Annotated in this window: 10 protein-coding genes; 3 read left to right on the top strand and 7 right to left on the bottom strand. The window is 63.1% G+C overall.

What is annotated here, in order from left to right; translation table 11 throughout:
- Nucleotides 1-93: 93 nt before the first annotated feature.
- Both NKI10_RS02550 and NKI10_RS02545 read left to right on the top strand, forming a co-directional pair.
- A complete protein-coding gene (locus NKI10_RS02550) occupies nt 94-1,002 on the top strand; it encodes an AraC family transcriptional regulator (RefSeq protein WP_352858423.1) in 909 nt (302 codons plus the stop codon).
- A 108-nt stretch (nt 1,003-1,110) separates the two neighbouring features.
- Nucleotides 1,111-2,757: an acetolactate synthase large subunit gene (locus NKI10_RS02545; protein WP_352858421.1), complete on the top strand. Its 1,647-nt coding sequence runs from the start codon at nt 1,111-1,113 to the stop codon at nt 2,755-2,757.
- Nucleotides 2,758-2,786: 29 nt separating this feature from the next.
- Here the strand turns inward: NKI10_RS02545 and NKI10_RS02540 are convergent, their stop codons facing one another.
- The 6 genes from NKI10_RS02540 to NKI10_RS02515 form a co-directional block, all read right to left on the bottom strand.
- A complete protein-coding gene (locus NKI10_RS02540) occupies nt 2,787-4,157 on the bottom strand; it encodes an alpha-glucosidase/alpha-galactosidase (RefSeq protein ID WP_352858418.1) in 1,371 nt (456 codons plus the stop codon).
- Nucleotides 4,158-4,178: 21 nt separating this feature from the next.
- Nucleotides 4,179-5,846, bottom strand: coding sequence for an ABC transporter ATP-binding protein (locus NKI10_RS02535; protein ID WP_023804896.1), 1,668 nt, complete (start codon nt 5,844-5,846; stop codon nt 4,179-4,181).
- Between the two features lie 10 nt (nt 5,847-5,856).
- Nucleotides 5,857-6,993: an ABC transporter permease gene (locus NKI10_RS02530; RefSeq protein WP_023687914.1), complete on the bottom strand. Its 1,137-nt coding sequence runs from the start codon at nt 6,991-6,993 to the stop codon at nt 5,857-5,859.
- Entirely contained in the window at nt 6,994-8,001 is a 1,008-nt protein-coding gene (locus tag NKI10_RS02525; protein ID WP_023668135.1) for an ABC transporter permease, read from the bottom strand. It lies immediately after the preceding gene.
- A 99-nt stretch (nt 8,002-8,100) separates the two neighbouring features.
- Nucleotides 8,101-10,212 carry an ABC transporter substrate-binding protein gene (locus tag NKI10_RS02520; protein ID WP_023725460.1) on the bottom strand — a complete coding sequence of 704 codons (2,112 nt, stop codon included), beginning with the start codon at nt 10,210-10,212 and terminating at the stop codon, nt 8,101-8,103.
- Nucleotides 10,213-10,310: 98 nt separating this feature from the next.
- Nucleotides 10,311-11,777, bottom strand: a complete 1,467-nt coding sequence (locus NKI10_RS02515) for an alpha-glucosidase/alpha-galactosidase (RefSeq protein WP_023687911.1) — start codon at nt 11,775-11,777, stop codon at nt 10,311-10,313.
- 246 nt (nt 11,778-12,023) lie between these two features.
- Between NKI10_RS02515 and NKI10_RS02510 the strand changes: the two genes are divergently transcribed.
- Nucleotides 12,024-12,866: an AraC family transcriptional regulator gene (locus NKI10_RS02510; protein WP_081727386.1), complete on the top strand. Its 843-nt coding sequence runs from the start codon at nt 12,024-12,026 to the stop codon at nt 12,864-12,866.
- 72 nt (nt 12,867-12,938) lie between these two features.
- Here the strand turns inward: NKI10_RS02510 and NKI10_RS02505 are convergent, their stop codons facing one another.
- Complete coding sequence (locus tag NKI10_RS02505; RefSeq protein WP_023685295.1) at nt 12,939-14,006, bottom strand: ABC transporter ATP-binding protein; 1,068 nt, start codon at nt 14,004-14,006, stop codon at nt 12,939-12,941.
- Between the last annotated feature and the right edge of the window lie 3 nt (nt 14,007-14,009).

The raw sequence follows: 14,009 nt of genomic DNA, 5'->3' as shown, positions 1-14,009 counted from the left end.
CGGCCTGTCGGGCATAGCTAGGTCCAGTAAGGCCGGCGCGCTATTCGACAGCGTCTAGATTGATTTATCGATCGTCTGTTTCTGGAGCGAAGCGTGGACCTCCTGGCTACCCTCATGCGCGAATTGCACTTCGCAGCCGCCGGGTACCGGCGCCTCGAACTGGCCGCGCCCTGGGCGATCTCGTTCAGCCAGGCTGGGCTTCGCGGCATTCACGTCGTCATCAAGGGGCGATGCGAGGCGGTGTTCGGTGAGGAAGATGTCGAGCCTCTCGATGCCGGCGACCTGATCATTGCACCGCGCGCCGATCCGCATGTGCTGCGGTCGCCCGGCGCGCTCAAAAGCGCGAACGTCCCCGCCGCCGAACTGGCGACCCAAACCGCAGCCGGGCGTATTCGCAGCGGCGGCGAAGGCGAAAAGACCGTCATCCTGTGCGGCGCCTTCGCCTTTCGCGACGCCGACCATCCGGCACTTGCCGGCCTGCCGCGCATCGTTCACATCCGGGGATCGAATGGCCGTCTGCCCAAATGGCTGCGTGGCTATGTCGAGGCCTTGCTGGTGGAAGCGACCGACGAAGGTCCCGGCAGCGACGTGGTCATGGCTCGCCTATCTGGGGCCATCGTCACGCGCGCCTTGCGCTCCGGTCTGGAAAGCATGGACAATCCAGGTTGGCTGAGGGGATTGCAGGACCCCGCGATCGCCAGAGCGCTCGCGACCCTGCATGAAGCCTATGGCCCCGACTGGACGATCGAGACCCTGGCACGCGCGGTCGGGCTCTCCAGGGCAACCTTTGCCGCCCGCTTTCGCGATCTCGTCGGCGAAGCGCCCATGGCCTATCTCTTCGGCTGCCGCATGCGGCAGGCCAGCCGGCTGCTGCACGAGGGCAAGAGCCTGGGCCAAGTCGCCGAGGCGGTCGGCTACAGCTCGGAAGCCGCCTTCTCCACCGCCTTCAGCCGCCACGCCGGCGTCTCGCCCGGCCAATTCAGGAAACGGAAGGATCTGTAAGGCAGAGCGATATTGGCGGCGGCCGGGCCTCGCGCTAGGACTTTGCCAGCACTATGTCTGGTCATATCCCGACGCGGTTCGCCGCCGCTTTGCCCCAGGAGATGCTTCGTGCCCAAAGGTTCTGACCTGCTTGTTGCCGCCCTCGAGAATGAGGGCGTCGATCGCATCTTCGGCATTCCCGGCGAAGAAAACCTGGACGTCGTCGAATCCATCCGCAAATCCTCGATCCAGCTCATCCTCACCCGTCATGAGCAGGCGGCGGCGTTCATGGCCGCCACCCATGGCAGGCTCACCGGCAAGCCGGGCGTCTGCATCACCACGCTCGGGCCCGGCGCCCTGAACCTGACGACGGGTGCCGCCTATGCGCTGCTGGGCGCCATGCCGATGATCATGATCACCGGGCAGAAGGGCATCCGGTCGTCGCGCCAGGCTCGCTTCCAGATCGTCGACATCGTCGCCGCGATGAAGCCGCTGACCAAGCTGTCACGTCAGATCATCTCGGCGAAGACCATTCCCGCCGTGGTGCGCGAAGCGTTTCGGATTGCCGAAGAGGAGCGTCCGGGACCGGTGCATCTGGAACTGCCCGAAGACATCGCGGCCGAGGAGTGCGACGATGTCGCGCTGATCCCGCCGCATCCGGTCGAGCTTCCGCTGGCCAGCCCGCTTGCGCTCGACCGCGCCGCCGAGATGATCATCAAGGCGCAGCGTCCTCTGGCAATGCTGGGCGCCGCCGCATCGCGGCCGCGCTCGACGTCCGACCTCGCCCAGTTCGTGATCAGGACCGGCATTCCCTATTTCACCACGCAGATGGGCAAGGGCACGGTGCCCGGCGGCACCGAACTCTACATGGGCACCGCCGCGCTCTCCGAGCGCGACTATGTCCATGAGGCCATCGAACAGGCCGACCTCATCATCACCATCGGCCACGACACGATCGAGAAGCCGCCCTTCATTATGGGCGACAAGGGACCGAAGGTGATCCATGTCGGTTACCAGCCGGCCAATGTCGAGCAGGTCTATTTCCCGCAGACCGAAGTGGTCGGCGACATCGGCGCTTCGCTCAGGCTGCTTGCCGACCGGATCGAGGGCAAGATCCCCAACGCGCAGGCGCTACTGCCGCTGCGCGAAGGGATTTTGAGCCGCATTGCCGCCCGCGCCACCGAAGACCGTTTCACGCCGCAGCGCTTGGTGCACGATGTGCGCGCGGTGATGCCGGCCGATGGCATCCTGGCGCTCGACAACGGCATGTACAAGATCTGGTTTGCGCGCAACTACCGCACGCGCGTCGCCAACACTTTGCTGCTCGACAACGCCCTGGCCACGATGGGCGCCGGCCTGCCGTCGGCGATGACGGCCGCGATGCTCTATCCCGCACGCCGCGTCATGGCGATCTGCGGCGATGGCGGCTTCATGATGAACAGCCAGGAACTGGAAACCGCCGTCAGGCTGAAGCTCAATTTGGTCGTGCTGATCATCGAGGACAATGCTTTCGGCATGATCCGCTGGAAGCAGGCGGTCGACCGGTTCCCCGATTTCGGCATGACCTTCGGCAATCCCGATTTCGTCCGCTATGCCGAGGCCTATGGCGCCAAGGGAACCAGGGTCGGCGCCGTCTCAGAAATACAATCGACGCTTGAACAGGCCTTTGCCTGCGGTGGCGTCCATCTCGTCGTCGTTCCGATCGACTATTCGGAGAACGAGCGCGTCCTGGTCGAGGAACTGCGCCACCGGTTGCCGGCGCCACCGGAGGCCTGACGGTGGAGTAGATACCGCCGCAGCAGCGCTCAGGCGGCCCGGACCTTGGCGCTCCCACGCGCCCAGGTCGGCAGCCAGTCGCCATGTGTCGCCAGCAACTCATCGACCAGCGCCCAGATCTGGTCGAGATCGAGTTCGGCCGCCGTATGCGGGTCCATCATCGCCGCGTGGTAGATGTGCTCGCGGTTTTCGGTCATCAACGCCTGCACCGTCAGTTCCTGCACATTGATGTTGGTGCGTATCAACGCGGTGAGTTGCGGCGGCAGCTCGCCAATATAGGTCGGCTGGATGCCGGAGGCGTCCACCAGACACGGCACCTCGGCGGCGCAATTGTCCGGCAGCGAGGTGATGCAGCCATTGTTGCGGACATTGCCGTAGATCACCGAAGGCTCCCCGGTCCACACCGAGTTCATGATCGAGGACGCGTATTCCTTCGATTGCTCGACCTCGACGCGGTCGGCCGAGCGATAGGCTTCGGCCTGGCCCTTCCAGCGCTCGATCTGTTCGATGCAGCGCTTGGGATATTCGTCGAGCGGAATGCCGAACTTCTCGATCAGGTCGGGGCGGCCTTCCTTGATGAAATAGGGCGTGTATTCGGCGAAATGCTCGGAGCTTTCGGTGACGAAATAGCCGAGACGCGTCAGCGTCTCGTAGCGCACCTTGTTGGGGCACCGCGGGTTCCAGCCCGGCTTCGGCGCCCTGCCCTCGCGATAGGCGCGGACCAGGTCCGGATAGAGGTTGCGGTAAGAGCCATCCGGCTGCAGGTGCTCGAACTTCAGGTAGAAGGCCATGTGGTTGATGCCGGCCGAGCGGTAGCGTATCTCGTCGTAGGGAATGTCGAGATCGTGCGCCAGTTCCATCGCCGTGCCTTGCACCGAGTGGCAGAGGCCTACCTGCTTGATCTCAGGGTATTTCTCTGAGATCGCCCAGGTGTTGATCGCCATCGGGTTGACATATTGCAGCATGATCGCGTCGGGGCAGACGGCCAGCATGTCCTCGCAGATCTTCCACAGATGCGGCACGGTCCGGAGGCCGCGCATGATGCCGCCGACGCCGAGCGTGTCGGCAATGGTCTGGCGCAGGCCGTATTTCTTCGGCACCTCGAAATCGGTGACGGTGCAGGGCTCAAAGCCGCCGATCTGGAAGGCGACGACGACGAAGTCGGCACCGGCGAGCGCCTTGCGTTGGTCGGAATAGGTCTCGGCCTTCGCCTTCACGCCCAGCGTCGCGATCAGCTTGTTGACGACGATGGCGCTCTCTTCCAGCCGCTGCGGATTGATGTCCATCAGCGCGATCGTCGCGCCTGACAGCGATGGCCGCTGCAGCACGTCGCCGACAATGTTCTTCATGAACACGGTCGAACCCGCGCCAATGAAGGTGATCCTGGGATGTCTTGCCACTATTAAACCTCCGGCACTTTGCTACGCCACGTCGAAGGCGGCCCTGACGAGCCGTTCGGTGTAGGCGGTCTTGGGATGGGTGAGGACCTCGTCGACGGGTCCCTGTTCGACGATCTTGCCGTTCTGCATGACGATGACGCGATGGCAGAGCGCGCGCACCACCTTGAGGTCGTGCGAAATGAAGACATAGCTAAGGCCGCGTTCGTCCTGCAGCTTGCGCAACAAGTCGATGATCTGCGCCTGCACCGAAAGGTCGAGCGCCGATGTCGGTTCGTCGAGCAGGATGAATTCGGGCTCCAGCGCGATGGCTCGGGCAATGGCGATGCGCTGCCGCTGGCCGCCGGAAAATTCGTGCGGGAACCGCGACAGGATATCGCCGGGCATGCCGGCGCTGACCAGGGCGTCGCGAACCCGACCGACCCGCTCGCGCCGTGTCGCGCCGATCCTGTTGACGACCAGCCCTTCCTCGATGATCTGGCCGATCGTCATACGCGGGTTAAGCGACGAGAACGGATCCTGAAAAACGACCTGCATGCGCGAGCGCAGCGGCCGCATCCCGGCGCGAGACAGGCCGTGGATCGGCTGGCCGTCGAAGCTGACCTCGCCGCGCTTGGCCTCGGTGAGCTTGAGCAAGGCGAGACCGAAGGTGGTCTTGCCGGAGCCGGATTCGCCGACCAGCCCCAGTGTCTCGTGGCGGCAAAGCTTCAGGCCGAGATCGTCGACGGCGACGAGCTCGCGCCAGTCCGGCTTCAGGAAGCTGCCATGGCGCAGCATGAAGCAGACGCGCATATTGCGGGCCTCGAGGATGGTGCCGCTGTTTTCCGGCAGCGGCTGCGGCTTGCCGTGCGGCTCTGAAGCGAGCAGCCGCTTGGTATAGGCATGCTGCGGGTCGGCGAACAGCCGCTCGGTAACGTTGTGCTCGCACATCTCGCCATGCTGCATGACATAGACATAGTCCGAGAATTTCCGCACCACGGTGAGGTCGTGGGTGATCAGGATGACCGCCATCCTGAGTTCTTTTTGCAGATTGCGGATCAAATTGAGGATCTGCGCCTGCACCGTGACGTCGAGCGCCGTCGTCGGCTCGTCGGCAATCAGCACATCGGGGTCGTTGGCGAGCGCCATGGCGATCATAACGCGCTGGCGCTGCCCGCCCGACATCTGGTGCGGATACTGCTTGATGCGTGCTTCCGGCTCGGGGATCTGGACATGCCGCAAAAGCTCGAGCGCCCGCGCCCAGGCTTGCTTGCGGCTGACCTTTCGATGCACCCTGATCGCCTCGACGATCTGACTGCCGACCGTATAGATCGGGTTGAGCGAGCTCATCGGCTCCTGGAAAATCATCGAAATGCGATTGCCGCGCAATTTGCGCCGAGCGCTCTCGGGGAATTTCAGTATGTCCTGCCCGCAATAGTCGATGGTGGAGTTCGGCGACACGGTGGCCCGCTTTGACAAGAGCCCCATGACGGCGCGCGCCGTCACCGACTTGCCGGAACCGGACTCGCCGACGATGGCGATCGTCTCCCCGCGATAGAGCTGGAACGAGACATCCTTCACCGCGTCGACGACGCCGTGCTCGACCTTGAAGGCGACCTCGATGTTGCGGGCATCGATGATGGGTTGGTCGTGGCGGCCGGCATGGTCGAGCCGGACGGCTGGTGCGAAGGTGGCTGCGAGCGCTACGGTCATCCCGGCCACCTCAATAGGGATCGACGGCATCGCGCAGGCCGTCGCCCAGCGCGTTGAAGGCAAAGACGGTGATCAGCACGAAGCCGACCGGCGACAGGATCCACGGATAGGTGCCGATGACCGAATAGGTAGCCGTGTCCTGCAGCATCAGCCCCCATGAGATCAGCGGCGGTTTCACGGCGAAGCCGAGGAAGCCGAGAAAGGCTTCGAGCAGTACCACCGTCGGGATCGCGATCGTCACGGCGACGATGACGTGGCTCATCACATTGGGGAAAATGTGCTGCATGATGATACGCATGTCGGTGGCGCCAACCGCCATGGCAGCGCGCACATAGTCGATCCGCGCCAGCGCCAGCGTCTTGCCGCGCACCTCGCGCGACATCTGCGCCCAGCCCAGCGCCGACATGACGATGATGACGAAGGCGAGGAAGACGTTGGTCGGCGCGGTCACCGGGATCAGCGTCGTCAGCGCAAGATAGAGCGGCAATTGCGGGAAGGCGAGCACCAGCTCGACAAAGCGCTGCATCCAGACGTCGAAGCGGCCGCCGAAATAGCCCGAGACCATGCCGACCGTGGTGCCGATGACGGTGATGATGAACACCACCGTCAGCGCGATCATCAGCGAGACGCGCGAGCCCTGGATGGCGCGCGACAACACATCGCGGCCGAATTTGTCGGTGCCGAGAAAATGCACCGGCTGGCCGTCGGCCGAAGCGAAGAAATGCCGGTTGGCGGGGATCAGGCCAAGCAGCCGGTAGTCGGCGCCCTTGACGAAGAAGCCGAGCAGGCGCGGATGCTCGTAATCCGGCCCGACGACCGGCTGGAAGGTGACCGGGTCGAGGTCTGCAGAATCCGCCAGCGCATAGACCCGCGGCTGGAGCACGAAATTCCCGTCTCTGTCGTGAAAACTCATCACTTGCGGCGGGGCGAAAGCGACATCGGTCACCTTGGGGTCCATCGGCGCGAAGAAATCGGCGAACAGCGCCATCAGCACCAGAAGCACGACCAGGATCAGCCCGGCCATGCCGGTCCAGGAGCGCCTCAGCCGGCGCCAGACCAGCGCCATATAGCTCTCATTGCCGCGTGGGGTCGCAATCGCGGTTGCTTCAGCCGGGGGCGGCGGCGGGGATGGGTCGCGCGCCAGCATCTAGCTCTCCCTGAACTGGCGTACGCGCGGATCGAGCAGCGCGAGCAGCATGTCGGCGATGATGTTGCCGACGATCAGCGTTGCCGACAGCACCATCATGAAGGTCGCCGTGACATAAACGTCGCCGACCGCCATCGAGCCGACGATGGCGGGCCCGACCGTCGGCAGCGCAAAGATGATCGCCGTCTCGATCTCGCCGGTCAGCATGTAGGGCAGCACCACGCCCTGATACATGATGAGCGGGTGCAGTGCGTTGGGCACGGCATGGCGCATGACGACGGCGCTGCCGGTCAGGCCCTTGGCCTTGGCCGTCTCGACATATTGCGCGTTCAGCGTATCGAGCAGATTGCCGCGCATGACGCGCATATTGTAGGCGAGCCCGCCGAAGGTGGCGATCGCCACCACCGGCCAGACATGCTTGACGAGGTCGGCGAATTTCGCCCACGACCACGGCGCGCCGCCATATTGCGGCGAGAAGAAGCTGCCGATCTCCGACACGTTGAACTGGAAGACCAGGAGATAGACGATGATCAGCGCCATCAGGAAGCGCGGCACCGTCATGCCGAGGAAGGAGATGGCCGACAGCACCGAGTCGATCCATGTGTATTGCCTGGTCGCCGCCCAGATGCCGAAGGTGATGCCGAGCACCGACGCCAGCAGATGGCAGACCAATGCCAGCAGCAGCGTGCGCGGCAGCCGCTCGCCGACCACTGCGGCGACCGGCTTGTTGTAATAGAGGCTGTAGCCGAAATCGCCGCGGGTGATGATGCCGGCGACCCAGTTCAGGTACTGGACGGGCAGCGGTTTATCGAGGCCGTGCTCGACCCGATAGGCCTGCGCCTGCGCGTCGGCTTCGGCAAAAGACGCCCCGCCCTGGTTGATGAGCTGCGAACGGATATAGTCGGCATAGTCGCCCGGCGGCGCCTGGATGATGGCAAAGGTGACCAGGCTCAGGATGACCATGACCGGCACCGCCGATGCTATGCGCATGGCCAGGAATCGCAGCATCGGACCGTTTCTCCTCCTTGGATCTAATCTGTTGCCGCTGACCTTACTCCGTCCCGGCCGCGCGCGCAGCGCGGCCGGGCGTCAGCCAGGGGAGGAAACTCAGTTCGTCGGACCCTTGTCGCCGGGCTTGCCGGGAAGCTGGTCGGGAAAGAGTTCGTATTTCTGCTGCTTGTCGGCGGCGACGAAGACGCGTTCGCGCACGATCGAATCCTCGGCCCAGTTGAACATGAAGATCGGCGTTCCCTGCGGGATGTTGGAGAAGCGCTTGTTGATGATCAGGGCGCCGGGATATTCGGTCAGTCCGATATTGTAGACATGCTCCGTCGAGATCTTCTGGAACGTCTTCATCAGGCTGGCGCGCTCGTCATTGTCTGACGAGGAGACGAACTTGTTGACGATGTCGACAAGCTCCTTTTCGAACGGCATCAGGTCGACCACGCCGCTTTCGGGCGCGCGGTGATCCCAGCTGGTCTTGGGTCCGACGGGCGCGAGTTGCACGGTATTCTGCACGACGGAAGTCAGCTCCTGCTCGTTGCGCCTGATCAGCCAGTCGAAGCGGCCGGAATATTGCGAGGCATCACGCTGGGTGCCGTTGAGGCCGTTGAGCACGACCCTGATGCCAAGCTTTTCCATCTGGCCGACGACGCCTTCGGCGAGGCTCTTGTCTGTGCCGTAGTCATTGTTGACCAGCATCACGATCTCGACATTCTTGCCGCCGGCGGTCCCGGCCGGGAAGTTCACGAAGCCGTCGCCATCCGTATCCTTGAGACCAGCCTTGGCCAGTTCCGCCTTGGCGCCCTCGATGTCGAAGGGATAGTAGACGGTCGAGTTGCGGTCATAGAAGCTGGTGCCCGAGGAAAAGCCACCGGGGTAGATGGCGGTGAACGGCCCCTTGACCAGCGAGTCGCCGAGCGCCTTGCGGTCGAGCGCCATGGTGATGCCCTTGCGGAAGTCCTCATTGCGATTGAGCTCGCGGATCGCCTGGCCGCGTTCGTCGGGATTGCCCCAGCCATTGGCGGAAAAGTTCATGCGCAGATTGTAGCCGATCAGGCGCGGGCCAAAGGCGAGCCGGGCCGGCGCGTCCTTGTCCGCCGCTCGCTTCAGCGAAGCGACGAAATTCTCCGGCTGCTCGAGGTTGGAGAAGTCGGCGGCCCCTGCCACCGCCTGCACGTCGCGGTCGGCCCAGGTCGACAGCTTGTAGTGCAGTTCGTTGAGATAGGGCAGCTGGTTGCCCTTCTCGTCGACCTTCCAGTAGTAGGGATTGCGGCGCAAGACGATGATGTCGTCGGGCCTATACTCCACCGGCACCCAGGCACCCATCACCGGAATGTTCATATATTCCGGCGGGAACGCGTTCTTGAACTGCTCGTAGGTATTCTTCGAGTACTTCGGATGCTGCGGCTTCAGGATATGCGCCGGGCCGGGGCAGAAGGTGCCGTAGGCCATGGCGTAGAGATACTGTTTGGGGAAAGCGTCCTTGAAGGTCCACTCGACGGTGTAGTCGTCGACCTTCTTCAGCGTCGTGCCGACACCGAAGGTTTCCGCTGTGGCGCCGTTCAACGGCGAGACATTGGGGTCGACGACCTCATCGTCCCAGTAGAACATGACATCGTCGGCATTGAAGGCAACGCCGTCAGACCATTTGGCGCCTTCGACCAGGTGCATGGTCAGCGTGTGGCCATCCTTCGACCAGTCCCAGCTCCTGGCGAGGTTGGGCAGCGGCTCGGTGTCCTTGGCCTCGACCTGGAACAAAGGCGCGGTGCGCGTCAGGCATTCCGAAAGGCCGATGTCGATGCCGCCCCATCCTTGGGTCTGGCCGGCGCCATAATTCCAGCCTTCCGGCCGGCCGCCAATGACGTGGCGCATGGTGTCGCCATAAACGCCGATGCCGTCCGGCATGTTGCCGGTCTTGAACACCAGCGGCTCCTTCGGCAGGCGATCCTTGACCGGCGGCAGCTTGCCAGTCTTGACGTATTTCTCGGTGACCCACTCGGGCTCGTGATATTCGGGCAGCGCCTTGAACTCCAGGATGGAATCGCGGGCGACGTATTTGATTTTGCCCTCGGCGGGAAACGCCGCCGGCGCCGGCGGCGTGGTCGGCTCGGACGCGTATGCACTGCCAAGCGCCAATGCCGAGACGCTCAGCGCCAGCCCGGCGAGAATGCCAATTCTTCGCCCGGCGAGAATGCCAATTCCACGAAAGTTCCTCATTGTGTTCCTCCCAGATGTTTCGACGTCTGCTGCTGCCCGCATCTATTCATGACGGCTGATTGGCGAACCGGCCTCCCGCTGTCCGCCTGCCAGCATTCTCAGCCGGCCTGTTTCAGGGCCGTTTTTTCGGCGCGCAGTTCCTCGATCGAGCGCACTTTGCGCCGCGCCGCACCCGCCCAGTCGCGGGTTTTCACCATCGATTTCGAAAGCCGCTCCTTGGCGGCCGGCACGGCATCGGCGTATTGCGGTAGCCAACGCGCCTGGGCGACGACCATCTCGTCGACCATCTGCCAGACCTCTTCCGGCGTCGACACCGCACCCACCAGCGGATCGTGCAGCACCGCGAGCTTGAGCAGGTCAATGTCGCCCGTAACAGCCGCATGCACCGACATCCGCTGAACGTTGATCGAAGCCATGCAGGTGGCCGCGCAGGCTTCCGGCAGCGTGATGCCTGACGCCATGTTGATGCCGAAGCGATCGACGAAACCGGGCGATTCGATGATCGCGTCCTGCGGCAGATTGGTGATGATGCCGGTGTTCTTGACGTTGAAGTGGCCGCGATAGACGCGGTTCGTCTCCAGCGCTTCGAGAATATGGCTGGCATGCTCGTTCGAGCGCTTCGATACGTCGAGCGGCTTCGACGCCGCTTCGAGGAATTGCGGATATTCCGTCTCGAACCAGTTGCGGGTTTCCGTGGAGTAGCGAAGATAGCCGCCGGTCTCGCCATGGATCCAATCGGACATGTCGATCCAGCGGGTGATTTCGTCCGGCCGCTTGCGATACCAGGGCAGATATTCGGAGAGATGACCGTTGCTTTCGGTGGAGTAGACGCCGAAGCGCTTCAGCACGTCGATGCGCAGCTTTTCCTGCTGCGAATAGACCGGATGCGCCTCGAAGGCAGCCACCAGTTCGTCCTTGCCGATCTTGCGGCCGTTGAGCCGCAAATCGATGAACCAGGTTTGGTGGTTGATACCGGAGCAGACATAATCGAGTTCGCTGTGCGACTTGGCGCCGAGCACTTCGGCGATCTGTTCGGCGCCGTGCTGGACACCGTGGCAGAGGCCGACCGTATCGACCTTGCCATATTCGATCGCCGCCCAGGTGTTCATCGCCATCGGGTTGGCATAGTTGAGGAATTTGGCGCCTGGCTCGGCGACCTCCAATATATCCTTGCAGAAGTCGAGGATGACCGGGATGTTGCGCTGGCCGTAGAGGATGCCCCCGGCGCAAATCGTGTCACCGACGCACTGGTCGATGCCGTATTTCAAGGGAATGCGGATATCGTCGGCATAGGCTTCGAGCCCGCCCACCCGCACGCAGCTGATGACGTAGCGCGCGCCTTCCAGCGCCTTGCGGCGGTCGGTCGTCGCCGTCACCCTGGTCGGCAGCTTGTTGGCCTCGACGATGCGGTCGAGGATCGCCTTGATCATTTGCAGATTGTGTTCGCTGAGATCGGTCAGCGCGAATTCGATGTCGCTGAATTCCGGGACGCACAAAATATCGGTGAACAGCTTCTTGGTGAAGCCGACGCTGCCGGCGCCGATAATAGCGATTTTGAAACTCATCACCTCACCTCGATGCATTCGAATGCCGGGTAAGGAGCAACAGGAAAGGGAATGGCGGCTCGCCTCGGCGCGCATGCCATTCGAGCCGGAATTCCGGCTCGTTCTCCTCCCCGCCCGCTCCTCGACCGCGGGTCTTTCGCGTTCTCAGGATTTGGATTATGCCGTTATTCCAGGGCGCGGCCAGAGAACGATTATGCTTTCGAGGGTAATTTTGTGCTGCATGATCTGATCGCCAACGGACAGTTGATGCGCACCATCTCGCTGCCGCGCGGCCGCCAGCGCCTGCATGCCATGCCAACCAGCACCGGCTATGAAGTACGCGAGGGCGTGACCTATGACTGGGATGGGCGCAAGCGCGGCCAGACACCGTTCACCGTGCTGCAGCACACGATCAGCGGCACCGGCCAGCTGCGCTACGAGAACCGCAACTACCGCCTGCAGGCCAACGACACGCTGCTGGTGCTGGTGCCACACAACCATCGCTACTGGCTGGAGAAGGGCGACCGCTGGGAATATTTCTGGATCTCGATGAATGGCGAGGAGGCGCTGCGCGTCCACAAATCCATACTCAGCGTCTCCGGCCCGGTGTTTCGGCTGCAGCCGGAGACGATCGATCATCTCGCCGATTGCAGCCTGCGCCTGATCAAGGGTGGCGCTTCGCCTGGCGCTGCTTCGGCAATCGCCTATGAGGCGGCGATGGCGCTTTACGACGATGTCTTCGGCTCGCACGCCTTCACTGAGAAACAGAGCGTCATGCAGCCGGTCATCGATCATATCAACGCCAATCTCGACAAGCCCTTGCCCGTGGCCGAGCTCGTCCAGATCAGCGGCCTCAGCCGCGCCCATTTCTCGCGCTGCTTCGCCGAGAGCGAAGGCGTTCCGCCGGCCGAGTTCGTGCTGCAGCAGCGGCTGCAGCGGGCGGCGAAGCTGCTAACCAAAGCCGATTTCCTGCCAGTCAAGGAGGTCGCCATCCTGTGCGGCTTCGAGGACGCCAACTATTTCTCGAAAGTCTTCCGCCGGCTCTACGGCATCAACCCGACGCAGTTCCGCACCACCGGCATGTATGCCAGCCTGGGCAGCCTTCAGTAGAGCATGATCTCGAAAAGTGGATACCGGTTTCCGGAAGAGATCATGCTCGGAAAACAGGCCGGATGGCCGCCATCACCCGATGCGATTGCCACTTGCGGGATCGAACAGATGCAGCGCCGCCGGATCGGCAGACAGTCTTACCGTGTCGCCCGGCCGGATAGTGCTGCGTCCCATGACGAAGACACAAACCAGCTGGTTGGCGAGCCGGACATAGAACTGCGTCGACAGGCCGAGCGGCTCGACCACCTCGACCTCTGCCTTGAGCGGACCATCGTCGGCAAGCTGGATGTGCTCCGGCCGTAGCCCGACAGTAAGCACATCGCCATCCTTCAACGGCAAGCCATCAGGCAACCGCAGCTTCTGGCCGTCGGCCAGCACCGCGTCCACCTTGCCGCCCTTGGCCACTGTCGCCGGAAAGAAATTCATGCCGGGCGAGCCGATGAAGCCGGCCACAAAAGTATTGATCGGCCGATCGTAGAGTTCGAGCGGATGGCCGACCTGCTGCACATAGCCGTCATGCATGACGACGATGCGGTCGGCCATAGTCATGGCTTCGATCTGGTCGTGGGTGACATAGACCGATGTGGTCTTGAGCTGCTGGTGCAGCGCCTTGATCTCGGCGCGCATATGCACGCGCAATTTGGCGTCGAGATTGCTGAGCGGCTCGTCGAACAGAAACACTTTGGGATCGCGCACGATGGCGCGGCCCATGGCGACGCGCTGGCGCTGGCCGCCGGACAGTTGCCTGGGCAGACGGCCGAGGAAACTGTCGAGGCCGAGGCGCTTGGCCGCCGCCCCTACCCTGCCGTCGATCGTCGTCTTCTCCGCCTTCTTCAAAAGCAGGCTGAAACCCATATTCGACGACACATCCATGTGCGGATAGAGCGCGTAGGACTGGAACACCATGGCAATATCGCGGTCCTTCGGCGCGACATCGTTGACCAGCCGATCGCCGATATGGATCTCGCCGCCCGACACCTCCTCCAGCCCGGCAATCATGCGCAAAAGGGTCGACTTGCCGCAGCCGGACGGGCCGACCAGCACGACGAACTCGCCATCGGCGATCTCGAGGTCGACGCCGTGCAGGATGCGCAGCGAACCGTAATCCTTCTCGACGTTTTGCAGCGTGACGGAAGCCATCGA

Origin of the sequence: Mesorhizobium sp. M0802 (assembly GCF_040320115.1) — a bacterium.
In the GTDB taxonomy this organism is placed as follows: Bacteria; Pseudomonadota; Alphaproteobacteria; order Rhizobiales; family Rhizobiaceae; genus Mesorhizobium.
Note: the sequence above shows the minus strand (reverse complement) of the source record. Positions and strands in the feature narration are given on the sequence as shown.

What these genes read in the sequence shown, in the direction of transcription:
- NKI10_RS02515 (WP_023687911.1), bottom strand. Translation starts at nt 11,777, where the DNA reads ATGAGTTTCAAAATCGCTATTATCGGCGCCGGCAGCGTCGGCTTCACC.
- NKI10_RS02520 (WP_023725460.1), bottom strand. Translation starts at nt 10,212, where the DNA reads ATGAGGAACTTTCGTGGAATTGGCATTCTCGCCGGGCGAAGAATTGGC.
- NKI10_RS02505 (WP_023685295.1), bottom strand. Translation starts at nt 14,006, where the DNA reads ATGGCTTCCGTCACGCTGCAAAACGTCGAGAAGGATTACGGTTCGCTG.
- NKI10_RS02530 (WP_023687914.1), bottom strand. Translation starts at nt 6,993, where the DNA reads ATGCTGGCGCGCGACCCATCCCCGCCGCCGCCCCCGGCTGAAGCAACC.
- NKI10_RS02535 (WP_023804896.1), bottom strand. Translation starts at nt 5,846, where the DNA reads ATGACCGTAGCGCTCGCAGCCACCTTCGCACCAGCCGTCCGGCTCGAC.
- NKI10_RS02525 (WP_023668135.1), bottom strand. Translation starts at nt 8,001, where the DNA reads ATGCTGCGATTCCTGGCCATGCGCATAGCATCGGCGGTGCCGGTCATG.
- NKI10_RS02510 (WP_081727386.1), top strand. Translation starts at nt 12,024, where the DNA reads ATGCGCACCATCTCGCTGCCGCGCGGCCGCCAGCGCCTGCATGCCATG.